Raw genomic sequence first — 26,110 nt, forward strand, 5'->3', positions numbered from 1 at the left:
TATGTCTGAAGTAAAAGCTTTAAGCGAATTTTTGCAAAATGGTCACACAAAATTTGAAGTGGTAAAGATTGAGGGAGGCAGGGAACTAAGAGACTATCTTGAGCAAGAGGGCATAAAAGAAGGTAAAATATTGGTTTTAGAACCAACTATAGTTCATCAACATCACGGACCGTTAGCAGTAGAGTTTGATTCTAAGGAGGTTATTTTAAGTCAGGGTATTGCAGAAAAGATAATTGTCGAAGCGCATGGTACTAAAAAAAATCTCCTGGAGCTTGAAGCAAACGACACAGGGATTATTAAAAGTTTTGAGTGCGGCAAAAAGATAAAAGAAGGCTTAGACAAAATCGGCTTAAAAGAAAATATAAACATAAAGGTAAAAGGACACCTAACAGATGAAACATACAATATAGAGTGCAATGGACAATCGGCTGAGCTTTGCACAGGAGAAGCCTCAATGCTTTTGATAAAAACAGGCGAAAAAATCCTGCAACTACCACAACTCAAAACAGGCGACGAAGGCAAACTCGAATACATAATAAGTGGGATTGCACTGGAAGAAAGACTAAAAGATGCAGGCATACAGGTAGGCAAAACCATAAAACTTGTCTCAAAAACATCCGTTTCTGGTCCAGCAAAACACATAGGTTGCAATTTTCACTTTTTAGTAGATGGAAAGAAAGTTTCAATTGGTCATGGTATAACTCAAAAAATTAAAGTCAAACCTGTTGAATAGGAGGAATGAATGGACTGCAAAATATTTGGCTCAAAGGTTTTAAAAGGAAACCTGTTAGTGTATATAAAAAGTTGCAATACTTGTGTATTAAAAGTTTTATCATTCATTCTATTTTTCTTTTTACCTGTAATGTCTTTTGCAGGTAGTGTTACCTCAAGCGATGATACAAAATTATCTCTTTATGGCTCAATAAAGCAATATTTTGTTTGGGGAAATGGCAACTACGCAGAAGGTTATCCAGCCAATACTGCAATTAGAAAATCCGATCTAACAACATTTAACTCCTATATGGGCTCTACAAAACTTGGTCTTGATATAGAATCTGATAAAATATCTGCAAATATTGAATCAGACTTTGAAGGCGACAAAAATACTCTTATCTTGCTAAAAGCATACTTTGCATACAAATTATCCGATAACCTAAAACTTTTAATTGGACAGGATGAACCACTAGGGGAGTTAAATACATTTTCAGATAACTACTATGCAATGCCTGGATTTGATAAAACAAGACCAGAAGGCGTAAGCCAAATCAGGCTTGAAGGCAACTTTGACCTTGGATCAATAAGTCTAACACCTGCCATTGCAATTGAAAATGTTTACCCGTATATGTTTAGAGACGAAGAACAAGAAGAAAAAAATATCTCTGTAAAAATGCCAGGAATTGGAGCAAAATTAGCTTTAGAATTTCCTTTTTTGCAGCAAAAAGCAAGAATTTACGGATTTTTTGAAACACAAAAAGTCTACTTCCAAAACAGCGAATCTCACTGGCCCTACATTTACGGGATAGGCGTGCAGCTTCCAATAAAGATGGTTACATTGCAATCGGAATTCCTATACGGCAAAGGTTCAACACACTATGTTGGCTTAATTGAAGCAATAAATAAGTTAGGTATGGAAACAGAAGTGCCACGTGGATATACAGACAATTTAAACGCCAGAAGACTTAGGGCATACAACATAGAAGCTAATATTGCCCTAAATGATGCATGGGGCATATATGGAGGCTTTGACAAGGTAAACTTCATGAATGAATTACACAACGCCAACATACAATCTGCAGATGGCAAGTTTATTGGCATCTCTTTCAATTTAACAAAATCAACCACGCTAAAACTTGAATATGATAATTTTAAAACACAATTTTACTGCCCAAAACATGATGAACTAAAAAGCGCAACAGCAAACCAGGTATTCTTGAGCGCTCAATACAATTTCTAAACCAGTCATTAAGCATCAGCGAAGAATCTCCTAGCATTCTAAAGCTGAGGGGTTCTTCGCTGTACTTATAATTACAAAGCCTTTTTTTAAACAATGCCTTGTTCAATCATTGCATCAGCTACTTTTTTAAAGCCTTCTATATTTGCGCCAACTATATAGTTATTTGGAAATCCATACTCTATAGCAGCTTGTGAACAACGCCTAAAAATGCCTTGCATTATTTTTTTTAGCTTATTTTCTGTGTACTCAAAATCCCATCTGGTTTTGCCAGCGTTTTGCTCCATCTCTAATGCAGATGTAGCAACACCACCTCCATTTGCAGCTTTACCTGGACCAAACAACACTTTTGCCTTTTCAAACACCCTGATAGCTGCAGGTGTACATGGCATATTTGCACCTTCTGCTATAGCAATAACTCCATTTTTTACAAGCATTTCTGCATCATTTTCATCAAGCTCGTTTTGTGTTGCACAAGGTAGCGCTATATCACAAGGGATTTCCCAGATATTTCCGTTTGGTTTATAAATTGCATGTTTATGATAAGGTATATAGTCTTTTACGCGCCTTCTTTCAACTTCTTTTAACTGTTTGAGTAAATCCAAATCAATACCTTCTTTATCATATATATAACCATCGGAATCAGAGACAGCTATAACTTTTCCGCCTAATTGGTGAATCTTTTCAACAGTATAGATTGCAACATTACCAGAACCAGAAACCACACAAGTTTTACCTTCAAATGTTTCATTAATCGTTTTTAGCATTTCATCAACAAAAAAAACAAGCCCGTAACCAGTTGCCTCAGTTCTAACTGCAGAACCACCGTACCTTAAACCTTTTCCCGTTATTACACCCGCTTCAAATTTATTTGTGATACGTTTATACTGACCAAATAAATATCCAATTTCTCTTGAACCCACACCAATATCCCCTGCCGGAACATCTGTATTTTCTCCTAGGTGCCTGTAAAGTTCTGTCATGAAACTTTGACAAAAAAGCATTATTTCTTTATCAGATTTTCCTTTTGGATCAAAATCCGCTCCACCTTTTGCGCCACCAATTGGTAAATCTGTAAGAGAATTTTTAAATATTTGCTCAAAACCTAAAAACTTAATCACACCAAAATTTACTGATGGATGAAATCTTAATCCACCTTTATAAGGACCAAGTGCACTGTTAAATTCTATTCTAAAACCTCTATTTACATGTATTTCGCCTTTATCGTCAACCCACGGTACGCGAAACACAATTTGTCTTTCCGGCTCTACGATACGTTCCAATAATTTTTCTTCTAAATATATAGGATTTTTCTTCAAAAGAGGAATAATAGAAAAAAACACTTCTCTTACTGCCTGATGAAATTCAGGCTCAGCAGGATTTTTTCTTACAACCTCATTGTATATTTCTTGTACTCTTTGTTCAATATCAATTGTTGCCAAACTCCTACCCATACTACCTCCAATTAAAAATTTATTTCATAATAGTATAACTTATTATATATATTTCGTCAAGTTTTAAATATGTTTTGCCCTTAAATACTGTTGTGGCCAATCAATATCTACATTAAGCACTTTAGCTGCATGCAAACACCAATATGGGTCAGAAAGTAACGCTCTGCCCATAACTACGATATCAGCTTGCTTACTTGAAAGTATATGCTCGGCCTGATAAGCATCTGCAATTAAACCTACAGCAGATACAAGAATATCTGCCTCATGCTTTATTTTATAGCTAAAATAAGTCTGATAGCCAAAATCTGAATCTATTTGAGCGTATGGCACAAGACCGCCACTTGATACATCCATCAAATCTACGCCTAATAGTTTTAGTTGCTTTGAAAATTCAATAGAGCTTTCTAAATCCCATCCATCTTTTGCCCAATCTGTTGCAGATATTCTTACAAATAACGGGATTTCGACAACCTCCCTAACAAATTTTGCTATCTCTAGTGGAAAACGCATTCTATTTTCTAAACTCCCGCCATACTCATCTTCTCTTTGATTTGATAATGGTGACAAAAATTCATGCAATAAATAACCGTGCGCCATATGAAGTTCAATAAAATCAAACCCTGCTTCTTTTGCCATTTTAGCTGATTTAATAAAACTTTCTTTTACAAAATCGAGTTCCTGTTTGTTAATTTGTTTCGGCATAGAAGAATTTTCATCAAATGCAATTTGGCTTGGTGCTATTGTATCATATCCATTTTCTTGTTTTGTTAGAAGTTTTTCACCTAGCCACGGTTTATCTTTTGAACCTTTTCTTCCAGCGTGTGCAAGCTGAATACCAATTTTAGTATCTGGGCTAAATTTTTTAATGATATTAATTAATTCTAAAAATGCATTTTTTTGCTCATTGTTATATAATCCCAGATCAAATGGAGTAATTCGACCTCTGGGTTCTACTGCCGTTGCTTCTATAACTATAGCACCAGCACCGCCAATTGCCCTTGATAAATAATGTGTAATATGCCATTGATTAACAAGACCATTTTGAGCACTATATTGACACATTGGCGACATAAAAACGCGATTTTTAAAATTTACGTTTCCAATTGTAATAGGCGAAAATAATAAATTTTTCATAAACCCTCCTTTTTAAGGTTAGCTACAAACTATCTAAAATATATACAACATTCACCAAAAAACAACGCCAAAACTTTTTCTTGATAAAAATACAAATTTTAATACACTTTGTGTGTATGAAAAGAAAAGAAGTTTATTTAATAGTTTTGGTTGCACTGCTTGTAATGGCTTTTTTTTGGTCTTTGGGGTTAGGAGATGTTCATATAAGTACAAAAAAAATTATCGAAATCTTTGAAAATCAAATGTTTAATACACACAATAAGGTAAGTTTTACAGATAAATATGTGCTCTTAAACTTAAGACTGCCAAGAATTCTAAGCGCAATGCTTGTTGGTGCAAGTTTATCGCTTTGCGGTGTTATTTTTCAAGCAGTACTTTTAAATCCATTGGCTGATTCATATACATTGGGAGCAGCAAGTGGTGCCGCTTTTGGTGCTACGCTTGCTTTTATATTAAATTTATTTTATATAAGTGCATTTTCTGTTTCGTTGTTTGCATTTTTTGGGGCAGTTTTATCTCTTGTTATTGTTCTTTACGTAGCAGGCTTTAAATCAAATCTATCAAGTATCAATTTAATTATTTCTGGTATAATAGTGGCTACGATTTTTTCGTCCGCTATAGCATTACTTGATTACCTGGCATCAAAAGATGTTGCATACATTATGTTCTGGCTTATGGGTAGCTTTGATTCAAGTAACTGGCATAATATACGTATTTTGTTTCTTGTACTTACAATTGTATGGTTTTTTGCCTTTTTCTGGGCAGATGAGCTTGATATAATATCTCTAAATGAACTCTCGGCTCAGAGTTTAGGCGTAAATGTTGTCAAAATAAGATTTATCGCTTTGATTTTAGCTACATTACTTACCGCTGTATGCGTCAGCTCATCTGGCATTATTGGCTTTATTGGATTAATTGTACCACATATTGTAAGATTTATAATCGGACCAAAAAACAGATTACTTTCAATTTATTCAGTTTTACTTGGTGCATTATTACTTTTAATAGCGGATACTTTTTCTCGAAGTTTTTCATTTCAAATACCTATTGGTGTTTTAACAGGTCTCATTGGTGGTCCATTTTTTTTGTACATTTACAAAATAAAGGTGAAAAAGTTTGTATAAACTTAATAATATAAGTTTTTCATATACCAAACCAATTTTAGAAAATATCACTTTAAATATACAAAAAGATAAATTTTACTCAATAGTGGGACCAAATGGGGTCGGTAAAACTACATTATTACTGTTGCTTGCTGGCTTACTAAAACCAAAAAGCGGGAATATTTTGCTTGAAAACAAACCAATAGACTTTTATTCAAAAAAACAATTAGCAAAAAAGATATCTTTGGTTTCCCAAGAAAGAATTTTTTTTGATTATACCGTATATGAAATAGTAAGTATGGGTAGGTATCCCCACAAAAAGCGCTTTTATTTTTCTATTCAGGATTGTATAAAAATCGATCAAGCAATAGAAATTTGCGGACTTTCTCATTTTAAAAACGAAAGTATACTAAAACTTAGTAGTGGTGAATATCAACGAGTTTTAATAGCTCGCAGTCTTGCCCAGGATACACCTATTTTACTTTTAGACGAAGCCTTTTCTAATTTGGATTTAAAGTATATTTTAACTATACTTGATGCCTTAATTTCTCTAAACAAAACAATCATAAGCGTTTTTCATGACCTTAGACTTGCACGTTTAGCTGATTATACAATATTTTTAAAAAATGCAAAAATATACAAAATAATTAGTAAATCCGAACCAATTTCTCCTGTTTTTCTTGAACAATTTTACGAAATAGAAACTTCTCAATTTTATAATATTAAAAATTTTGCATTAATATAAAATAAATAAAATAAATTATTTTCATTAAAAAAGGGAGGCAAATAAAACCTCCCTATTTTAATTAATACATATCTGGCATGCCACCTGGCATTGGCGCAGCTGGCTTGTTTTCTTCTGGCATATCTGTAATTAAAGCTTCTGTCGTTAGCATTAATCCTGCAACTGAAGCTGCATTTTGGAGTGCAATTCTTTCAACTTTTGTTGGGTCAATTATACCGGCTTTTAACATATCTACAAATTCGCCTTTTCTTGCATCGAAACCATAGCTTTTACTACTGTTTTCTTTAATTTTATTTACAATTATTGAGCCTTCAAATCCAGCATTTTTTGCGATAGCCCTGATAGGTTCTTCTAATACTTTGAGAATTATTGAAGCACCTATATTTTGATCTTCGTTTTCTAATTTAATATCTTTAAGCGCTTCTGCGCATTTTAGTAATGCAGTACCACCGCCTGGAACAATGCCTTCTTCAACAGCTGCCTTTGTAGCATTTAGTGCATCTTCTACTCTTGCTTTTTTCTCTTTTAGCTCGGTTTCAGTCGCTGCACCTACTTTAATTACAGCAACACCACCTGCTAATTTTGCTTTTCTTTCTCTCAGCTTTTCTTTATCATACTCACTTGTTGACTGTTCAATTTGGGCATCTATTTGTTTAATTCTGCCTTGTATATCTTCTTTCTTGCCAGCGCCATCAATAATAGTCGTATTTTCTTTATCAACTACGATCTTTTTTGCCCTTCCAAGCATTGATAAATCAGTAGTCTCTAATTTCATACCCGTTTCTTCACTAATTACTGTCCCACCTGTTAGAATTGCTATGTCTTTAAGCATTTCTTTTCTTCTATCGCCAAAACCCGGAGCCTTTACGGCTACACAAGAAATTGTACCCCTAATTTTGTTTACAACCAGGGTTGCAAGAGCTTCACCTTCTACTTCTTCAGCAATTACTAAGAATGGCTTTCCGGCTTTTGCAATTCTTTCTACTAAAGGCAAGAATTCTTGCATAGAAGAAATTTTCTTATCAGTTATAACTATAAATGGGTCTTCTAGCTCTGCTATCATCTTTTCTGTGTTTGTAACAAAATACGGAGAAATATAACCCCTATCAAATCTCATACCCTCTACAACCTCGAGCTCTGTTTGGGTGGATTTTGCTTCTTCAACTGTAATTACGCCATCTTTACCTACTTTGTCCATAGCTTCTGCAATTATCTCGCCAATTTCTCTTTCATTATTGGCAGAAATTGATCCAACTTCAGCAATTTCTCTTTTTTCTTCTATTGGTTTGGAAATTTTCTTTAATTCTTCAACAACTTTTTCTACAGCTTTATCTATGCCTCTTTTGAGTTCTATTGCACTAACTCCTGCTGTAACATGCTTTAAGCCTTCCCTGTAAATTGCTCTTGCCAAAACTGTAGCTGTCGTAGTACCATCGCCTGCTACATCGCTTGTTTTGCTTGCAACTTCTCTAACAAGTTGCGCTCCCATATTTTCATAAGGATCTTTTAGTTCAATTTCTTTTGCAACTGTAACGCCATCTTTTGTAATAAGCGGGCTTCCAAATTTTCTATCTATAACAACATTTCTACCTTGTGGCCCAAGTGTTGCACTTACTGCATCTGCCAACTGATTTATACCTTTTAAAATTTTCGATCTAGCAATGTCTCCAAATTCTATTTGCTTTGCGCCCATATCTTCACCTCCTTAATAAATTACTCAAAAATACCTAAAACTTCGTCTTCTTTTAAAATAATGTAATCTTGATCATTGAGCTTTAGTTCTGTGCCAGAATATTTGGCAAACAATACAAGATCTCCTACTTTAACATGCTCAACATCGCTACCTACAGCTTCAACTCTTGCTTTTTGTGGTTTTTCTTTTGCAGTGTCTGGTATAATGATCCCAGACTCAGTCTTTTGTTCTTGTTCTTCAATTTTACCTAAAATCCTATCAGCTAATGGCTTAAACTTCATAAACTCACCTCCCGTTTTTATTAGCAGTAAACTAACACTGATGCTAATAATACACTTAATATTCAAATTTTCAAGTCTAATTATAAGCATTTACAAGAAATTATAAAAATTTATATCAAATTATGTTAAAATAATTTTGTTTTTTGATAAAAAAATTGCTTGCTTTTTTTGTTGATTTAGTCTAAATTATAAAAAGAGAGTATTTATATGTATAAAAGCGAAAAGGGTCAATATTTAGTAGAGTTTTTGCCATACATTAAGGAATTTTATGGTAATACTTTTGTTATAAAATACGGCGGAAGCGCTATGATCAACGATGAACTTAAAATGGCTTTTTCAAAAGACATAGCGCTACTTAAACTTGTAGGAATAAACCCTATTATTGTCCATGGTGGTGGTAATGAAATTGGTGATACATTAAAAAAACTTGACATAACAACAAAATTCCATAAAGGTTTGCGCATTACCGATGAAAAAACTATGGAAGTTGTGGTAATGGTATTAGCTGGAAAAGTAAATAAAGAAATTGTACTAAATATAAATCGTTTCGGCGGTAGAGCTGTAGGCTTAAGCGGTGTTGATGCCAGTATTATAAAAGCCAAAAAATTGCTTTTAGAAGATGTAGATTTAGGTCTTGTTGGAGATGTTGAAGAAGTAAACCCAGATATATTAGTTAATTTATCTAAAAATGGCTACATTCCTGTAGTATCACCAATTGGCTTTGACGATGCAGGATCAAGATACAATATTAACGCAGATACAGTGGCTTCAAGCATAGCACAGGCTCTGCAAGCAGAAAAATTAATATACATATCAGATGTTGATGGCGTTTTGGATACAGAAAATAAACTAATTAGCGAAATAAAAATCAAAGACATAGATAAAATGATAGGAAGTGTATTAACGGGCGGCATGATACCAAAAGTTATATCAGCCAAAGAAGCTATAGAAAATGGTGTAAAAAAAGTCCACATTATAAATGGTAAAAAACAACATGCAATTCTAGAAGAAATATTTACAGATGCCGGTATAGGCACTCAAATAGTGAGGTAGACATGAGTGAACTAAGAAAAGACCCTATCGTAGAAAGGTGGGTTATAATATCAACCGAGCGTGGCAAAAGGCCACATGATTTCAAACAAGAAGAGCAGATTAAAATAACCGGTGGTTTTTGCCCTTTTGACCCTGGAAACGAAAAGTACGTGCCACCTGAGATTTATGCTGTTAGGGCACCAGGCAGTCAGCCAAATGATCCGCACTGGACATTGCGTGTTGTGCCAAATAAATTTCCCGCTTTAGGTATAGAAGGTGATTTAGATAAACATGCTGTAGGCTTATACGACGCTATGAATGGAATTGGAGCACATGAAGTTATAATAGAAACACCAAATCATTCTGAAACACTTGATATTATGCCACTTGATAGAATGAAAGATGTTGTATTTGCATATAAAGCGCGCATTGAGGATTTAAAAAAAGATAAGCGCATGAAGTATGTGCTTGTCTTTAAAAATTACGGGGCAGTAGCAGGTGCAAGCTTAGAACACTCTCACTCACAGCTTATTGCATTGCCTATCATACCAAAAAGGCCACTCGAGTTATTTTCGGGAGCAAAAACATACTTTTCATATAAAGATAGATGCCCATTTTGTGACATTATAAGACAAGAATTAAATGATAAGGTACGATTAATCGAAGAAACAAAACATTTTGTATCAATTACACCATTTGCATCAAGATCTCCTTTTGAAGTGTCCATTTTTCCAAAAAAACACAGTACACATTTTGAGTTTGAAGACGTTGAAATTTTGTACGATTTTACATATATCTTACAAAATACGCTAAAAAGACTAAAAATTGCCTTAGATAACCCTCCGTATAATTTTGTTTTATTAAATGGAGCATTTATATTTGATCATGATGATTATTTCCACTGGCATTTAGAGATTACGCCCAGATTAACAAAAATAGCTGGATTTGAGTGGGGCAGTGGCTTTTATATTAATCCAACACCACCAGAAGATGCAGCAAAATACTTAAGAGAAATTACATTGTAGGAGGTACAATGAATGTAGTTATAGCTTCAAGCGAAGTTTTTCCTTTTTCAAAAACAGGAGGATTAGCCGACGTTGCGGGTGCATTACCAAAAGCTCTTGCACAAAATGGACTAAATATTAGTGTTTTTAGCCCTTTATACAAAACAGTAGATAGATCTTCTTTAACAATTGTTTCAAATGTCGAGGTGGATTTTAACCATACAAAAACCAGTATTAATTTATACGAAACACAACAAAATAATTGCACTTTTTACTTTATTGAAAATCAAAATTATTACAACAGAGACTACCTTTATGGTATTGGTGCACAAGATTATGAAGATAATGCTTTAAGATTTGGTTTTTTTTCAAAAGCTGTATTAGACAGCTTAAAAACTCTTAATATAATACCAGATATTTTGCATACAAACGATTGGCAATCAGCGCTTATTAATGTTTACTTAAAAGTATTTTATAAAAACATATTTACTAAAACCAAAACTGTTTTTACTATACACAATTTAGGCTATCAAGGTATTTTTGATAAAAATTACATGAATAATTTAGAACTTCCGTGGGAATTATTTACTATTGATGGCCTTGAGTATTATGATAAAATCAATTTTCTAAAAGGTGGCATTGTATTTGCTGATGCGGTAACTACCGTTAGCAAAACATACGCTTTGGAAATTCAAACGCCAGAATTTGGTTTTGGTCTTGATGGATTATTAAAAAAATTCTCATACAAGTTAAGTGGTATCGTAAACGGAATAGATGTAGATGTTTGGGATCCAAAATCAGATAAATTTATTGATTACAATTTTAATAATCCAAAAGATAAAATAAAAAACAAAAATGCCCTTCAAAAACTACTTGGTTTACCAATCAAAGAAGTACCGGTTTTTGGTGTTGTGTCAAGACTTGCAGCGCAAAAAGGCATGGATATTTTCTCAAGTAGTGTCAAAGAATTATTGGAATCAAATACTAACGTACAATTTATTATTTTAGGCAGTGGTGAAAAAGATATAGAAGATCAACTGTCCCAGCTAGCCAGCCAGTACAAAGACAAAATATCTTTAAACTTAAAATTTGATGAGCCATTAGCACACAAAATCTATGCTTCTAGTGATTTCTTTGTAATGCCATCAAAATACGAACCATGCGGTTTAGGTCAGATGATAGCTTATCGTTATGGAACACTACCAATTGTGAGGGCAACAGGTGGTCTAAAAGATACTGTCAAAAATTATTCCAATCGTTCTAAAAACCCAACAGGCTTTGTGTTTGAAAAATATGATTCTAAAGAACTAACAAAAACAATAAAAAAAGCAATTGAGTTGTTTAACAAAAAAGATGAACTATTAAAAATCGCACAATATGTTATGAGCCTTGATTACTCGTGGAAAAATCAGGCAAAAGAATATATAAAACTTTACAAAAAAATTTATGGATATAGATAGAATTGTAGAAGAGTGGAAATTATTATACGAACTTGGCATAGCAATAAGTTTAACAACTGATTTAAAAAAATTGCTTCACGTTGTTTTAACTGCTGTAACTATAGGTGATGGTTTAGGATTTAACAGGGCCGCTATATTTTTGTACAATAGGCCAAACAATACAATGGATGGAGTTTTAGGTGTAGCACCAGATTCCATACAAGAAGCTACAACTATCTGGAATAGCTTAAGAAATCTTGATATAAGAGGTAGAATGGCTTCCTGGCTATTAAATGAAATAAACATTGAAGCCCAGCTAAATTCAAACTTTAACAAAACTATAAGCAAATCCAGAATAAGTCTTCAAAAAGATACTATTTTTAAAAACATCAATCAAAAACAAGCCTTTGTGTTTGATGCAAGTAACTTAGGCGGAGATGATCAAATTCTTAGAGAACTCAATTTTGAACAATTTGCATTCGCTCCACTAATTTCTAGAGAACAGCCCATTGGTGCTATTGTTGCCGATAATTTCTATAATAAACGTCCAATCGAACAAGATGATATTACTACATTATTTTTGTTTGCTAATCAATCTGCCATTGCCATAGAAAATCTTATGAGTATCGAAACATACAAAAATATGAGTAAGCGCCTAATTGAAGAACAACAAAATCTCATTCATCAAAAGCATATATTTAATTTAGGTAGAGCTGTAGCAGATATCACACATGAAATAAAAAATGCACTTATCGGCGCTATAGGATTTCTTGATAGAGCAAGAAAAATTTCTGCTGATAGTAACCCTCAAGTTTATCAATACCTTGAAATTGTAAAAAAAGAATTAGATAGAGTATACAATTTAACACTTGATATTAACAGATATGCCAAAGGACAAAATAGAAGCGTTAAAAAAATATTCGATCTAGAAAAGCTTATTCTCGATACCATAGAAGCTATAAAAAATATTAATTCTTCAAACATACAATTTATAACAGACCTTTCTGAATTTGCAAAGTATCTTTATGGTGACCCAGATCAGATTAAACAGGTTTTAATTAATCTTATAAAAAATTCTACAGAAGCAATAGCAAATAAAAAAGATGGGCTTATTAAAATCTCTACTTATAAAGAAGATAAGTTTATTGTTATTACAGTGGAAGATAATGGTGGAGGTATTGATATAAAGTTTCTGCCATATGTATTTAAGCCATTCTATTCTACAAAAACTCATGGTACTGGACTTGGCTTATCGATTGTAAGAGAAATAGTTCAAGAACATAACGGCGTAATCAGTTTGGATAATTTTGTTGGAAAAGGAGCAAAATTTATCATTAAAATTCCAAATTTAGTTGAGGAGGAAAAGAATGAAAAAAAAGATAATGGTAGTGGATGATGAAGAATCCATAAGGTTTTTATACGAAGAAGAGCTAAAAGATGAAGGCTATGATGTAGTGTCTTACCCTGATGCACTATCTGCTATTGATGATTTTGATAACCAAAAACCCGATTTAGTTTTATTAGATATTGCAATGCCAAAGATGAGCGGCCTTGATGCGCTAAGAATATTAAAAGAAAAATCACCAGACACACCTATTATTATGTCGACAGCCTACTCTCATTATAAGCAAGATTTTTCCACATGGATAGCAGATGCATACATTGTAAAATCGCCTGATTTAACTGAACTAAAAGAAAAGATAAAAGAATTATTGAAACTTAACAATTAATAGTCTCTAATGAGTAATTTTTCTACACTATCTTGGTCTTTCAAATCAAGCGGATAATATTTACCTTTGGCTGTAGCTATAATTTGTTTGCCATCAGTTATTGTAGCTTGCGTAAAAGCTATCTTTCCTTTATTGGTTAAAAATTGAGCTTTTGTAAAAAATTCCGTATTAGGCTTTGCGATATTCCTGTATTTGGAGCAAAGCTCTATGGTATAATAGAAAAGCTTCGTCTTAACGGTGGTTGCCCAGCCCATTGCTTCATCTAAAATAGCTGAGATTATGCCACCATGAATCCTATCTGGATAACCAATATAATGTTCATCTAACACGCAATTATTATAAACAAACTCAAAATCTGTAAAAAACCAAGTTTTTAAACCAAAATCATTTTCATTACCGCATACTATGCAATTTTTATATCGAGGTAACTTTTTATGCAAAGTTTGGTCAAATTCTACCAATGCCATCCCTTTTCAAGCAATGTACGCATAATAGGCAAAACTCTATCGTATGTACCTTCAAAATAACCTTTTATTATACCTTTTTTTGTTAAATCATAATTAATACCTAAATCTTCGAGCTCTTTTCTTACTTGAGCTTCATTTTTGTCGTCTACTTCAGCATAAACATCTAAAGTACAAACACCATCCATAGCCCATTTTGCAGCATTGTAAAACCCTAGTAATTTCTTTTTTGAGTCTTCGTGACCATGATCGTGCCCATGTTGTGTACTCATTTATTACCTCCTTTTAATTCTAAATATTTCTGAATATCTTTTTCAACTAAGTAAATACAAAAACCAATCAATAAATCACTATCAATGTTTTCTTTTAAAATACTTAATCTTTTAATTTTTTTGCCTATAGCAAAAGTTAAAAGTAATAAAAGTGCAATAAAGGTATTTTTTGGTACAAAGCTTTTTTGCTTTAAAAAATCTTTAAGCAACTCAAACATAATTGTTATATCATTTTTAGATGCAATAACAAAATCAATTGGCTGTTTTTTTATATAGGCAGTTTTTTCTTTCAATAAAGACATAAACTCTTCAATATCGCTTGTTTTTATCAAACCTTCCACGATACTCAATATTTTCTCTTTCATAAGTCTTTTTCCTTTTTTTAAATTCTAAGTTTATGATAGCTAATTTTTTACTTTTGTCAATTATTGAAAAAACAAATTTATTGCAAAATAAAAAAAAGCTGGTATAATGAGTCCCGTGAATTTTAAATGCGCTTTTAAAAAGCTCATTTGTCTTAAGAAAAATACGGGGCTTATTTGTACGTCTTGTCTTGTTATCCAATGACATTTGTGCTTTCCAGCGCAAAGTTAAAAACTCGCTTTTTAGCTAAATAAAAGTTTTTAAACTGTTTAAAATTACAAGGAAGTAGTATGCAAAGGTTAGAAAAGTTTGCAAATTTGGGAATTTCGGAAAATATTTTAAAATCACTTCTAAAAAAAGGCTATGAAGAACCAACGCCAATACAAGAGCAAGTAATACCATTAATGCTAAAAACAAACATAGACTTAATAGCCCAAGCTCAAACAGGTACAGGTAAAACGGCAAGTTTTGGTGTACCAATTATAGAAAAAGCCCAAGAAAAATTAGATCACATACAATGTTTGATACTTACACCAACAAGAGAACTTGCTATTCAAATATCTCAAGAACTTAACTCTTTAAAAGGCACAAAAAAACTCAAAATTTTACCAATCTATGGTGGTCAATCAATAGATTTGCAAGTTTCAAGACTCAAAAGCGGCATTGATATAATTGTTGGAACACCTGGGAGAATATTAGATCATATAAACCGAAAAACAATTGATCTTTCGTTAATCAGCGATATGGTTTTAGATGAAGCCGATGAAATGCTAAATATGGGTTTTATAGACGATGTGGAAGAAATCTTAAAACACACAAACGATACCAAAAGGTTGTTAATGTTTTCTGCTACTATACCAACACAAATTGTATCAATAGCAAAAAAACATATGAAAAATTACGAAATCATAAAAACAAAAAAAGACGACACAACATCAAACCTTACCCAACAAATCTACTTTGAAGTAAACTACGAAGATAAATTTCAAGCATTGTGCCGCATAATTGATATGCAAAAAGAATTTTATGCACTAGTTTTTTGCAAAACAAAAATTGAAACAGATGAACTTGCAAATAAATTGCAAGACGCAGGTTACAATGCGCTTGCACTTCATGGTGATATGACACAAAAATCGAGGGAAATTGTTTTAAATAAATTTAAAAGAAAAAGTGCGCAAATACTAATTGCAACAGATGTAGCAGCACGAGGCATAGACATTGAAAATCTTACTCATGTGATAAATTATTCCATACCTGAAAATGTCGAATCCTATATTCATAGAATCGGTAGGACAGGAAGAGCTGGTAAAAGCGGCATAGCTATAACTTTCGTCACACCAAATGAGTATAATAGGCTCATTTACATGTTAAAAACCGCTAAACTTAATATAAAAAAACAAGGTTTACCTACTGTTGAAGAAATTATAAGTTTTAAAATAAATAAAATTCAAACTGAGATAGAAAATCTAATTCAAGATAACCATGAAGAAAAATATACAAATTTAGCAAACAAATTGCTAGAACAATACAAACCCACAGAAGTTGTTGCAGCATTGCTAAAGTATAATTTTAAAGAAGAACTTGACGAAAAAAACTATCATGAAATCAAAGAAGTTAAACCCCTTGAAACTTACTCAAAAACACGCCTTTTTGTGGCACTTGGAAGACAAGATTCTATGACACCAAAAAAATTAATAGATTTTATAAAACAACAAATTGAAATCAATGAAAGGGACATAAAAGATATAAGAATATTTGATAAATTTTCGTTTGTAAGTGTTCCATTTGAAGAAGCTCAGGTTTTGCTTCAAATTTTTAAAAAGAAATCAAATACAAAAAGTTTAATTACAAAGGCAAGGGAAAAAAATGACTAAAAATTTTAATGACAATATTAGAAATATTGCAATAATTGCACATGTAGATCACGGCAAAACAACTCTTGTTGATGCTATGTTTAAACAGTGTGGAACATTCAGGCAAAATCAAAACATACAAGAGCGAATACTTGATAGTATGGAGTTAGAAAAAGAAAGAGGTATTACTATTGCAGCTAAAAACTCGTGTGTTTTTTGGAATGGCGTTAAAATAAACATTTTAGATACACCCGGACACTCTGATTTTGGAGGGGAAGTTGAGCGCGCTTTATCAATGGTTGATGGTGCTATATTGCTTGTTGATGCAGCAGAAGGTCCACTACCACAAACGCGATTTGTGTTAAAAAAAGCATTGGAATCAAAATTAAAGATAATTGTAGTAATAAATAAAATTGATAGACAAGACGCAAGAATTAATAAAGTATTGGATGAAATATACGATTTATTTATTGACCTTGATGCAAACGATGAACAATTGGAATTTAGCGTTCTTTATGCTATAGGAAAACAAGGTATAGCCAAAAAAAACCCGGATAGTAATGAATATGATCTATCAGTACTTTTTGAAGAAATAATAAATCAAATACCGCCACCAATATACACAAGCAAAGAAAGTTTTTCAATGCTTGTAAGCGATCTTGGATACTCTGATTACTTAGGAAAACTGGCTATTGGCAAAGTTTTTAACGGCTTTTTAGATAGTGTAAAAGGTAGAGCTTTTTCTTATTTTAACTCACACAACACTAAAAAAACTGCTTCAATTAGTAAAATACAAACCTACGATGGCATAATTTTAAAACCCATTGAGTCAATTCAAGCTGGCGACATAATCGTGGTATCTGGTATTGAGGATATAGCAATAGGAGATACGATATGTACAAGTGATGTGGAAAAACCTCTAAAACGCATTGTAATCGATGAACCTGTTGTTTCAATGGTTTTTAGCGTAAACGATTCACCTTTTGCCGGCAAAGATGGCAAAATCGTTCAATCTCGAAATATAAAAGAACGACTGATTAAAGAAACGCTTAAGAATGTATCAATAAAATTTGAAGAGACAGAAGATACAGATAAGTTCATTGTAAAAGGACGAGGCGAATTTCAAATGGTCATACTAATTGAGCAATTAAGAAGAGAAGGTTTTGAGTTTTGTGTGAGCAGACCACAAATCATTTACAAATTTGAAAATGGTAAAAAATTAGAGCCTTATGAACATTTATTTATTGACTGTGCAGAAGAATTTATGGGTATTATTACACAAAAAATACAAACTAGAAAAGGCAAAATGATAAATCTTTCAAATAACTTTAAAGGACGTATAAGAATTGAGTTTCTTGTGCCATCTAGATCGCTAATAGGTTTTAGAGATGAATTTTTGACCGATACAAAAGGCACTGGTATTATGAATTCATATCTAGAAAAATACGATATTTACGCAGGCGATATCGCAACGCGCTACAGTGGATCATTAGTAAGCGATAGGCAGGGTATTTCAATTGCATATGCATTGTTTAATTTACAACCAAGAGGTCAATTATTTATTGGACCAAATGAGCCTGTTTATGAAGGTATGATAATTGGAGAACACAATAAAGAAGTAGATTTGAATGTAAACCCATGCAAAGAAAAAAAGCTTTCAAATATGAGGGCTGCTGGAAAAGATGATAATATTATACTTTCAAGCCCAAATGTTATGACACTAGAGAAAGCTATAAATTTTATAAAAGATGATGAAATGGTTGAAGTTACGCCGCTTTCTATTAGATTGAGAAAAACAGAACTTAGCGCCCAAAAACGAAAAGTTTTAAGCCATACACATGAGCAAGACTAGCTATTTTGGAAATTTATTAAAAAGTTTAGTGCACAAATGTATGAATATTGACCAAGCCCACTTACTACACCTTGTGCAATATCACTTAGGTAGCTTTTGTGTCTAAATGATTCTCTGCTAAACACATTTGATAAGTGGACTTCTACAAATGGTATATTAACGCTTAAAAAAGCATCTCTTATGGCAATGCTTGTGTGTGTATAGGCACCTGGATTTATAATTATGCCATCAGAATTACCGAAAGCTTGATGAATCTTTTCAACAATGGCACCTTCGTAATTTGATTGAAAAAACTCAACTTCTACACCTAAACTTTTTGCATGGTTTTTAATTGTTTCTTCTATGTCAGACAAAGAGAGCTTTCCATAAATATGGGGCTCTCTTTTGCCAAGCATATTTAGATTTGGCCCATTTAAAATTAAGATTTTCATATTTTAGCAAATAATTTGGAACCTAAAAAATTACCGCCTAATAAATGCATATGTATGTGATATACTTCTTGACCGGAATCTGGGCCATTGTTTATCACAATTCTATAGCCTGATTTATCAATACCCAGTTTTTTTGCTAAGTTTTTTGCAAGTAAAGCCATATCTGAAATCATACTAATATCTGACTCATCCATATCATTTAGATTTTCAACATGCTTTTTTGGTATAATTAATAGGTGTATTGGTGCTTTAGGGTTAATATCATAAAAAGCCATATATTTTTCATCTTCGTACTCAATTTTCGATGGTAATTCTTTATTAACTATCTTGCAAAATACACACATTTAACCACCTCCTATCTAAAAATCGTATCTGATCTATCTGTACCTGTTGCAATAATTGAGATTTTAGTATTGATGATTTTTTCTATCTCTTCTATGTAATTTTTTGCTTCTTTTGGTAATTTGGAATAGTCATTTATGCCTTTTGTACCACTAAAGCCTTTAAATGTTTTATAAATGGGTTTTACTTTTTCAAATTCACTATTTAAAGCTGGCATGTAATCTATTGTTTTGCCATCTAATTCATAGGCTATGCATACTTTTATCTCATCAAGGCCATCTAAAACATCAATTTTTGTCATAGCAATCTCATCTATACCGCTAATCATTATGGCGTATTTTACAACCACTAAATCAAGCCAACCGCACCTTCTTGGTCTGCCAGTTGTAGCACCAAACTCATTGCCGTTTTTTCTTAGGTATTCACCTTCGTTATTTAAAAGCTCTGTTGGAAAATGGCCATTGCCTACTCTTGTGGTGTATGCTTTCATAATACCTATCACTTTATTAAGTGACTTATACGGCAGACCTGTGCCACAAAATGCACCACCTGAAGTTGGGTTTGATGATGTTACATAAGGGTATGTACCAAAATCCACATCAAGCAGTGAGCCTTGAGCACTTTCAAATAGTATGTTTTTGCCTTTTTTGTATGAATCATTAAGAAAGTAAACACTGTCTTTTATATAAGACTTTAACATTTGACCATACTCTATATACTCATCGTATATAGCTTTCTCGTTTAAAGGTTCTATATCGTATAAGCTGTATATTCTATTTGCATGTTCTACATTGTTTTTGATTTTTTCTTTAAGCGTTTCTTTGTCCAACAAATCGCAGGCCCTGATGCCTACCCTTGCGTACTTATCCACATAAGCTGGGCCAATACCTCTTCCTGTTGTGCCTATTTTTCTATCACCCAATATATGCTCGCTATTTACATCCATACTTTTATGGTATGGCATTACAATATGGCATCTATCGCTAATGAGTAATTTAGAATCCAGCTTTACTCCTAGGTCTTCAAGTTGTTTTTTTTCTTCAAAAAAGCTTTTTGGGTCAAATACTACGCCATTTCCAATAACGCATGTTTTGCCATCGTGCAAAATACCCGAAGGTATTAAGTGCAAAACAAACTTTTTGCCATCCACACATACAGTATGGCCCGCATTGCTACCACCCTGATAGCGCACAACAATATCAGCCTTTTGGCTTAAAATATCTACAATTTTTCCTTTTCCTTCATCGCCCCACTGAGAACCCAAAACTAATGTGTTCATTTCAAATCTCCTTGGTATATAAAAAATCCATTAACTTATCTAAATTTATAGCAAAGCCTGTAGCTGGTATATATTTACCCATAAGTTGCATTAAATTACCATACCTGCCACCTGTGCACAAAACTGCATTGTTGCTAAATATATCAAAAGACACACCGCTGTGATAGGTAGGGTATTCATAGTAAAAAAAATCCAAAAAAATTTCGCAATCTTTGTTAATTTTATTTGAAATTTCAATCAAATTTCCAACATTTTGTTTTATAGGTTCAATTTTTAATAAAGCGTTTATGTCTCCTAAAAAAAGCGCATCAATAATAGACCCAAATTCACCCAAAGGCATCTGTTTTAAAAACGAGAGATTTTTTTTGTTAATTAAGCGCAATATTGCTTTTTTTTTATCAAAAAACTGTGGACTTAAATATACATCAAGCAATTTATCAATGATTTGAGAATCAGAAATCCTAACTACAAGATCTTTTATGTCTACTAAATTCAATACATCTATTGCTAAAGTTATTATCTCTATATCTGTTTCAATAGAATTTTGTCCAAAAATTTCTGCCCCAATCTGCTTAAATTCTCTTTTTAAATTAGCATGTTGCTTTTCATCCCTATAAATGTAATGGGCATAAGAAAACCTTGCAGGTAAATCAATATCGGCAAGCAATACCGCTAAAGCTACCTGAAGCGTTACATCTGGCCGTAAAATAATCGTTTTTCCACTATTTCTATCAACAAATTTAAACAATTTCGATTTTAGCGGTTCGTATAGATCCTGATACACATTATCTTCATAAATGAATGTTGGCGTTACAATTTCTTTATAGTCTTTTGAATCAAGATAATCCATTATCTTATTTTCTATGTCGCGTCTTTTGCGAGAATGTGGATAGAAAAATTGCAATACACCTTTTGGAATATTGTGTTTAATACTCAACAAATATCTCCAAAGCTTTTTTTGTACCTACGCCAAGTTTATCTATACCGAGTTTTTTAAGAGCTATTTCAAGTGTCCCTATCGTTAATATAACATCTGGAGGGTAAAAATAACCCAGATGCGCTATCCTAAATATCTTGCCCTTCATAGAACCCTGCCCATTTGATATAGAAACTCCAAATTTATTCATGATATCTATAATTTGCTTCGAATCAATTGATTGAGGGGCTTTAACGGCAGTCAAAGAATTGGATGGCCTTTTTGCAAAAAGCTCTAAATCCATAGCTAAAATAGCTGCTTTAACTGCTTTGGCTAAAAACTCGTGCCTTTTAAAAACATTACCTAAACCTTCTTCAAGCATCATATCAACTGCAGCGTTTAAACCTAAAACAAGCGTAACAGCAGGTGTAAAGTGACCCGTTTGGGCATTAAGCTCGCCTAAAATGTCAAAGTAATACCTTTTGTTTTTATTTTGAGCTGCTATTTTTTTTGCCTTTTCGCTTATAGATAACATTGCAAGGCCAGGTGGCAACATAAAAGCTTTTTGAGAACCAGTCAAAAGTATATCAATACCCCATTCATCTGTTTTTATATCAATACAGCCTACAGCAGTAATTCCATCGACAACAAAAACAACTTCAGGATATTTTTCTTTTAGCATTTTGCCGATCTCATCAATTGGATGAAATACGCCTGTGGAGGTTTCGCATGCTTGCATATAAACAGCTTTAGGAGAGTATTTTTTAACATAATCTTCAATCTCTTGAGCGTTTGCAAAATCTCCGTATTCTTTTTTCAATATTATCGCTTGAGCCCCAAAACTACTAACAAGTTGGCTAAAGCGCTCACCAAATTTACCAGCTTCAACAACAAGTGCTTTATCATTTTCTGATAGGATATTAGAAACTGAAGCTTCCATTGCACCAGTTCCACTTGATGCAAAAATTACTATGTCGTTTTGCGTTTGAAATATTTTCTTTAATTTTTCTCTAACTTTTTCATGTAAATCTATATATTCTTTAGTCCTATGATGAATAATAGGCGCTGCCATAGCTAATGCAATTTTTTCTGGCACTGGCGTAGGACCTGGTGTCATGAGGTATCTTTTCATGATTTTTCTCCTTTAATTAAAAAGAAATGTCGTTAATATTACCCAAACATGTTAAATGCATTTTTTCTGTGTTCAGTAGATTCAATACTTCCATAATATCATTTAAAGTTACTCTGTCTACATTTAAAAAAATATCCTTTGGATCCTGGTATGCATTGTAAGTTAGATAATCACTACCAAGTTTTATCATCAAACTATTTGTACTCTCAAGAGATAAACCATATTGACCTTTAAAATTTGTTTTTATATCCTCAAGCTCACTCTTTGTCATGCCATTTTTTTTAAATTTATTAAATTCTTCAATGCAGGCATCTATTAAATTTTGTGTTTTTTCATTGGATGTTGAACTTGATATATAAAAAATACCACCCTTTTTGAAAAACATAATACTTGAGTAAATACTGTAACATAGAGATTTTTCTTCTCTGATTGACTGAAAAAGCCTAGAACTCATATTGCCACCAAAAAAATTATTAGCCAAAAAAGCAGCGTATTTTCTTTTGTCATAAATACTAAATAACTCACAACCTAAAATTATGTTGGTTTGTTCAAGTTGTCTCTTTATTATGTCTTTGCCGGGTATAAATTTAAATTCATAATCACTTATAAAACTCGATTTTTCAAAATAATCTTTATAATAAAATTCTTGCTTATCTTTTACCTCAATTTTTGCTCCTTCCCCAACATAAGCAACAATCATATTTTCTGGTTTGTAAAACTTTCCTAAAAAGTTAAGTAAATCCTCCCTCGTGTAAGATGCAATTTGCTCTTTTTTACCAAGTATAGGCTTTCCTAAACTCGTAGGAATTGCATTTTCAAAAAATGCATCAAATACAGCTGATTGCGGATCATCATTTGATGCATTAATTTCTTCAATAATTACATCTTTTTCTTTTTCCAGCTCGACATTATTTAAAGTAGGATTTGTAATAATATCAATTAATACATCCCATGCTTTTTCAATATAATCATTTAAAACTTTTACATAAAAACATGTATACTCTTTTGATGTAAAAGCATTTATAATACCACCAAGCCTATCAATTTCTTTTGCAATATCAAAATAAGAGCGCTTATTAGTCCCTTTAAATACCATATGTTCAAGCATATGGGACAAGCCTCTTTCATTATCATTTTCATAAGCGCTACCTACTTTAACGAAAATACCAACACTGCCAACAACACCGGATTTTTTAAGTGTCTGAAGCTTCATTTTTATTGTCTTCTTCTTGATTTTCTTGATTTTCTAATTTTAGAGCTTTAAGGGATAAAGAAATTCTTCCAAATTTATCTATGCCTATAATCTTTGTTGTAACTCTATCACCAACACTCAACACATCAGAGACACTTTTGACTCTTTTTGTGTCAATCTGAGATATATGCATCAAGCCTTCTTGATTTGGAGAAAACTTTACAAAAGCACCATAATCTTCAATACGACTTACTACACCCTCAACAATTTGGCCTTCTTCAAGCTCGCCTATGGATATTTTTATAAGCTGAATTGCTCTTTCTAAATCTTTTGTATTGCTTGCAAAAATATTTACTCTCCCATCTTGTTCTATGTCAATTTTTGTATTTGTCTCTTCTATTATAGACTTAATTACTTTACCACCTGGACCAATTAAATCCTTTATTTTATCAGCACTTATGTTTATAACTGTAACCTTTGGAGCATACTCAGAAAGCTGCGATCTGTATGTAGGCAAAGTTTCAAGCATTTTATCAAGTATAAAAAGCCTTGCCTTTTCTGCTTTTTCTAAAGCATACATTAAAAGCTGTTCATTAACACCTTCTATTTTTATATCCATCTGGAGTGCATTTATACCATCTTTTGTACCTGCAACTTTAAAATCCATATCGCCATAATGATCTTCATCGCCCATTATATCAGTTAAAATATAATAGTTATCTTCCGATTTTATAAGGCCCATAGCCACGCCACTAACAGGCTTTTTTATAGGCACTCCCGCGTCCATTAAAGACAATGTAGCACCGCACACAGTAGCCATAGAACTCGACCCGTTTGACTCTAAAATATCAGAAACTATACGTATAGCGTATGGAAAATCAGCTTCATCTGGTATTACTGGCTCGATTGCACGCTTAGCCAAAGCCCCGTGACCTATTTCCCTTCTTCCTGGCGCCCCAAGACGTCTTACTTCTCCAACACAAAATGGTGGAAAATTATAATGCAACATAAATCGTTCAAATGTTTCACCACCAATATTATCAATAATTTGCATATCGGATTTTGATCCAAGTGTAGTAACAACTAAAGCCTGTGTTTCTCCCCTTGTAAAAACAGCAGAACCATGAGTTCTTGGTAAAATACCCACTTCACAGGTAATCGGCCTTATGTCATCAAGCCCTCTGCCGTCAATTCTTATACCTGTTGAAATAATTTTATCTCTAACTAAATTTTTAATGATTCCTTCAAATGCTGCTTTTAACTTTGCTTCAAAATTTTCTTCTTCGCTGAATTCTTCACTTAGCTTTTCTAAAGCTGCTTTAAAGATAGAATCTATCTTTTCATGCCTTGTTTTTTTGTCTATTATATTAAGAGCCTGTTGTAATTCATCTATACATAAAGCTTCCATTGCAGTCATAATTTTATCGCTAACAGTCATAGGCTCATATTGTCTTTTTGGTTTTGCTGCATCTTTGATTATTTTTTCTTGCAAGTCAATAAGTTTATTAATAACTTTTTGAGCGTAGGAAATAGATTCTACCATTGTTTGAGTTGTTATTTCATTTGAACCAGATTCTATCATGTTTATAGCATTTTTAGTGCCTGCTACTATCAAATTTAATGGAGAATCTTTAAGCTCAGACTGCGTAGGCAGTGGTATAAACTCTTTGCCTCTAAGCCCTATCCTGCAAGCTGCGCAAGGTCCAAAAAACGGTATATCAGAAATATTTATAGCACAAGACGCTGCCAATACTGAAGCAACAACGATATCGTTTTCTTGATCTGCAGAGATTGTAGTAACTATTACTTGCGTTTCTTGCTTATAATCCGATGGAAAAAGTGGCCTAATTGACCTATCTATAAGTCTTGAGACAAGTGTTTCATAATCACTTGGTTTACCTTCGCGTTTTACAAATCCACCTGGAATCTTACCTATTGCGTAAAATTTTTCCTGATAATTAACAGTTAATGGAAAAAAATCCAAAAATTCTTTTGGTGGTTCTTTAGTTGAAACTACAGTAGCTAAAACTACAGTATCACCAATTGATACCACGCAAGCACCATCAGCCTGCTTTGCCCACTTCCCAGTTTGGATAGAAATCTTTTTTCCATATATGTTGTCTTGTACTTCGAAAATCATATTTGACCTTTAACTCTTAAACCTAACTCTTTAACCACTTTTTTAAATTCAGAAAAATTGTGCTTTTCTAAGTATTTTAACAACCTCCTTCTCTGGTTAACCAGTCTTAGTAAACCTCTGCGTGTTTGAAAATCTTTTTTATAGTTTTTAAGATGCTCTGTTAAATAATTAATACGTTCTGTTAAAAGAGCAATTTGTACTACAACCGAACCGCTATCTTTCTCATTAGCACCAAATCTTTTAATTATTTCCTGTTTTTGTTCCTTGGTTAACATACACAACTCCTTCTCTTCATCTTATTGTTATTA

26 protein-coding genes are annotated in these 26,110 nt (G+C 32.8%); 11 read left to right on the forward strand and 15 right to left on the reverse strand.

Annotated features, from left to right (window positions below):
- Position 1: 1 nt before the first annotated feature.
- A complete protein-coding gene (locus tag BLQ93_RS00985) occupies positions 2-733 on the forward strand; it encodes a FeoA family protein (RefSeq protein ID WP_092127529.1) in 732 nt (243 codons plus the stop codon).
- 9 nt (positions 734-742) lie between these two features.
- Positions 743-1,954, forward strand: coding sequence for a hypothetical protein (locus BLQ93_RS00990; protein WP_092127531.1), 1,212 nt, complete (start codon positions 743-745; stop codon positions 1,952-1,954).
- 86 nt (positions 1,955-2,040) lie between these two features.
- On the opposite strand, the gene gdhA is transcribed toward BLQ93_RS00990, so the two are convergent.
- Entirely contained in the window at positions 2,041-3,405 is a 1,365-nt protein-coding gene (gene gdhA / locus BLQ93_RS00995) for an NADP-specific glutamate dehydrogenase (protein WP_092127533.1), read from the reverse strand.
- Positions 3,406-3,468: 63 nt separating this feature from the next.
- Positions 3,469-4,539 (reverse strand): NADH:flavin oxidoreductase/NADH oxidase, encoded by a 1,071-nt coding sequence (locus BLQ93_RS01000; protein ID WP_092127535.1) that lies wholly within the window; start codon positions 4,537-4,539, stop codon positions 3,469-3,471.
- 116 nt (positions 4,540-4,655) lie between these two features.
- Between BLQ93_RS01000 and BLQ93_RS01005 the strand changes: the two genes are divergently transcribed.
- Both BLQ93_RS01005 and BLQ93_RS01010 read left to right on the forward strand, forming a co-directional pair.
- Positions 4,656-5,663, forward strand: coding sequence for a FecCD family ABC transporter permease (locus tag BLQ93_RS01005; RefSeq protein ID WP_092127537.1), 1,008 nt, complete (start codon positions 4,656-4,658; stop codon positions 5,661-5,663).
- Entirely contained in the window at positions 5,656-6,387 is a 732-nt protein-coding gene (locus BLQ93_RS01010) for an ABC transporter ATP-binding protein (protein ID WP_092127539.1), read from the forward strand. Before BLQ93_RS01005 ends, BLQ93_RS01010 begins: the two co-directional genes overlap by 8 nt.
- 61 nt (positions 6,388-6,448) lie before the next feature.
- Here the strand turns inward: BLQ93_RS01010 and groL are convergent, their stop codons facing one another.
- Both groL and groES read right to left on the reverse strand, forming a co-directional pair.
- Positions 6,449-8,080: a chaperonin GroEL gene (gene groL / locus BLQ93_RS01015; RefSeq protein ID WP_092127542.1), complete on the reverse strand. Its 1,632-nt coding sequence runs from the start codon at positions 8,078-8,080 to the stop codon at positions 6,449-6,451.
- A gap of 20 nt (positions 8,081-8,100) precedes the next feature.
- Positions 8,101-8,361, reverse strand: coding sequence for a co-chaperone GroES (gene groES, locus BLQ93_RS01020; RefSeq protein WP_092127544.1), 261 nt, complete (start codon positions 8,359-8,361; stop codon positions 8,101-8,103).
- Positions 8,362-8,568: 207 nt separating this feature from the next.
- Between groES and argB the strand changes: the two genes are divergently transcribed.
- The 5 genes from argB to BLQ93_RS01045 are packed head-to-tail and all read left to right on the forward strand — an operon-like array spanning position 8,569 to position 13,566.
- Positions 8,569-9,414, forward strand: coding sequence for an acetylglutamate kinase (gene argB / locus BLQ93_RS01025; protein WP_092127546.1), 846 nt, complete (start codon positions 8,569-8,571; stop codon positions 9,412-9,414).
- Positions 9,415-9,416: 2 nt separating this feature from the next.
- Positions 9,417-10,418 carry a galactose-1-phosphate uridylyltransferase gene (gene galT / locus BLQ93_RS01030; protein WP_092127548.1) on the forward strand — a complete coding sequence of 334 codons (1,002 nt, stop codon included), beginning with the start codon at positions 9,417-9,419 and terminating at the stop codon, positions 10,416-10,418.
- Positions 10,419-10,426: 8 nt separating this feature from the next.
- Positions 10,427-11,857: a glycogen synthase GlgA gene (gene glgA, locus BLQ93_RS01035; RefSeq protein ID WP_092127550.1), complete on the forward strand. Its 1,431-nt coding sequence runs from the start codon at positions 10,427-10,429 to the stop codon at positions 11,855-11,857.
- The gene (locus BLQ93_RS01040; protein WP_092127552.1) at positions 11,844-13,232 is read left to right on the forward strand and encodes a sensor histidine kinase; all 1,389 of its coding nucleotides are present in this window, start codon (positions 11,844-11,846) and stop codon (positions 13,230-13,232) included. The genes glgA and BLQ93_RS01040 overlap by 14 nt, the downstream gene beginning before the upstream one ends.
- Positions 13,204-13,566, forward strand: a complete 363-nt coding sequence (locus tag BLQ93_RS01045; protein ID WP_038572420.1) for a response regulator — start codon at positions 13,204-13,206, stop codon at positions 13,564-13,566. The genes BLQ93_RS01040 and BLQ93_RS01045 overlap by 29 nt, the downstream gene beginning before the upstream one ends.
- On the opposite strand, the gene BLQ93_RS01050 is transcribed toward BLQ93_RS01045, so the two are convergent.
- The 3 genes from BLQ93_RS01050 to BLQ93_RS01060 are packed head-to-tail and all read right to left on the reverse strand — an operon-like array spanning position 13,563 to position 14,667.
- On the reverse strand, positions 13,563-14,033 hold the full coding sequence (locus BLQ93_RS01050) for a PaaI family thioesterase (RefSeq protein WP_092127553.1): 471 nt from the start codon (positions 14,031-14,033) through the stop codon (positions 13,563-13,565). The genes BLQ93_RS01045 and BLQ93_RS01050 overlap by 4 nt on opposite strands.
- Positions 14,021-14,302, reverse strand: a complete 282-nt coding sequence (locus BLQ93_RS01055; RefSeq protein ID WP_025392576.1) for a hypothetical protein — start codon at positions 14,300-14,302, stop codon at positions 14,021-14,023. Before BLQ93_RS01055 ends, BLQ93_RS01050 begins: the two co-directional genes overlap by 13 nt.
- Entirely contained in the window at positions 14,299-14,667 is a 369-nt protein-coding gene (locus tag BLQ93_RS01060) for a hypothetical protein (protein ID WP_092127555.1), read from the reverse strand. Before BLQ93_RS01060 ends, BLQ93_RS01055 begins: the two co-directional genes overlap by 4 nt.
- A gap of 288 nt (positions 14,668-14,955) precedes the next feature.
- Here BLQ93_RS01060 and BLQ93_RS01065 point away from each other — a divergent pair, with 288 nt between their 5' ends.
- Together BLQ93_RS01065 and typA are read left to right on the forward strand one after the other, a co-directional pair.
- A complete protein-coding gene (locus tag BLQ93_RS01065) occupies positions 14,956-16,539 on the forward strand; it encodes a DEAD/DEAH box helicase (RefSeq protein ID WP_092127557.1) in 1,584 nt (527 codons plus the stop codon).
- Positions 16,532-18,370, forward strand: a complete 1,839-nt coding sequence (gene typA / locus BLQ93_RS01070) for a translational GTPase TypA (RefSeq protein WP_092127558.1) — start codon at positions 16,532-16,534, stop codon at positions 18,368-18,370. The genes BLQ93_RS01065 and typA overlap by 8 nt, the downstream gene beginning before the upstream one ends.
- Here the strand turns inward: typA and aroQ are convergent.
- Genes aroQ through rpsO form a run of 8 tightly spaced genes read right to left on the reverse strand, consistent with a single transcriptional unit; the run spans position 18,367 to position 26,077 of the window.
- Entirely contained in the window at positions 18,367-18,801 is a 435-nt protein-coding gene (aroQ, locus tag BLQ93_RS01075; protein ID WP_092127560.1) for a type II 3-dehydroquinate dehydratase, read from the reverse strand. The genes typA and aroQ overlap by 4 nt on opposite strands.
- Positions 18,798-19,145 (reverse strand): histidine triad nucleotide-binding protein, encoded by a 348-nt coding sequence (locus BLQ93_RS01080; RefSeq protein ID WP_025392582.1) that lies wholly within the window; start codon positions 19,143-19,145, stop codon positions 18,798-18,800. Before BLQ93_RS01080 ends, aroQ begins: the two co-directional genes overlap by 4 nt.
- Positions 19,146-19,156: 11 nt before the next feature.
- Entirely contained in the window at positions 19,157-20,422 is a 1,266-nt protein-coding gene (locus tag BLQ93_RS01085; protein WP_092127562.1) for an adenylosuccinate synthase, read from the reverse strand.
- A gap of 1 nt (position 20,423) precedes the next feature.
- A complete protein-coding gene (locus BLQ93_RS01090; protein ID WP_092127564.1) occupies positions 20,424-21,359 on the reverse strand; it encodes an ATP phosphoribosyltransferase regulatory subunit in 936 nt (311 codons plus the stop codon).
- On the reverse strand, positions 21,349-22,470 hold the full coding sequence (locus BLQ93_RS01095) for a pyridoxal-phosphate-dependent aminotransferase family protein (RefSeq protein WP_092127566.1): 1,122 nt from the start codon (positions 22,468-22,470) through the stop codon (positions 21,349-21,351). Before BLQ93_RS01095 ends, BLQ93_RS01090 begins: the two co-directional genes overlap by 11 nt.
- Positions 22,471-22,486: 16 nt before the next feature.
- Positions 22,487-23,683, reverse strand: a complete 1,197-nt coding sequence (locus BLQ93_RS01100) for a M16 family metallopeptidase (protein ID WP_092127568.1) — start codon at positions 23,681-23,683, stop codon at positions 22,487-22,489.
- Positions 23,664-25,802 (reverse strand): polyribonucleotide nucleotidyltransferase, encoded by a 2,139-nt coding sequence (gene pnp, locus BLQ93_RS01105; protein ID WP_092127570.1) that lies wholly within the window; start codon positions 25,800-25,802, stop codon positions 23,664-23,666. Before pnp ends, BLQ93_RS01100 begins: the two co-directional genes overlap by 20 nt.
- Positions 25,799-26,077, reverse strand: coding sequence for a 30S ribosomal protein S15 (gene rpsO / locus BLQ93_RS01110; protein WP_025392588.1), 279 nt, complete (start codon positions 26,075-26,077; stop codon positions 25,799-25,801). Before rpsO ends, pnp begins: the two co-directional genes overlap by 4 nt.
- Positions 26,078-26,110 lie beyond the last annotated feature (33 nt).

The sequence above is a fragment of the Desulfurella multipotens genome (assembly GCF_900101285.1).
GTDB lineage: Bacteria > Campylobacterota_A > Desulfurellia > Desulfurellales > Desulfurellaceae > Desulfurella > Desulfurella acetivorans.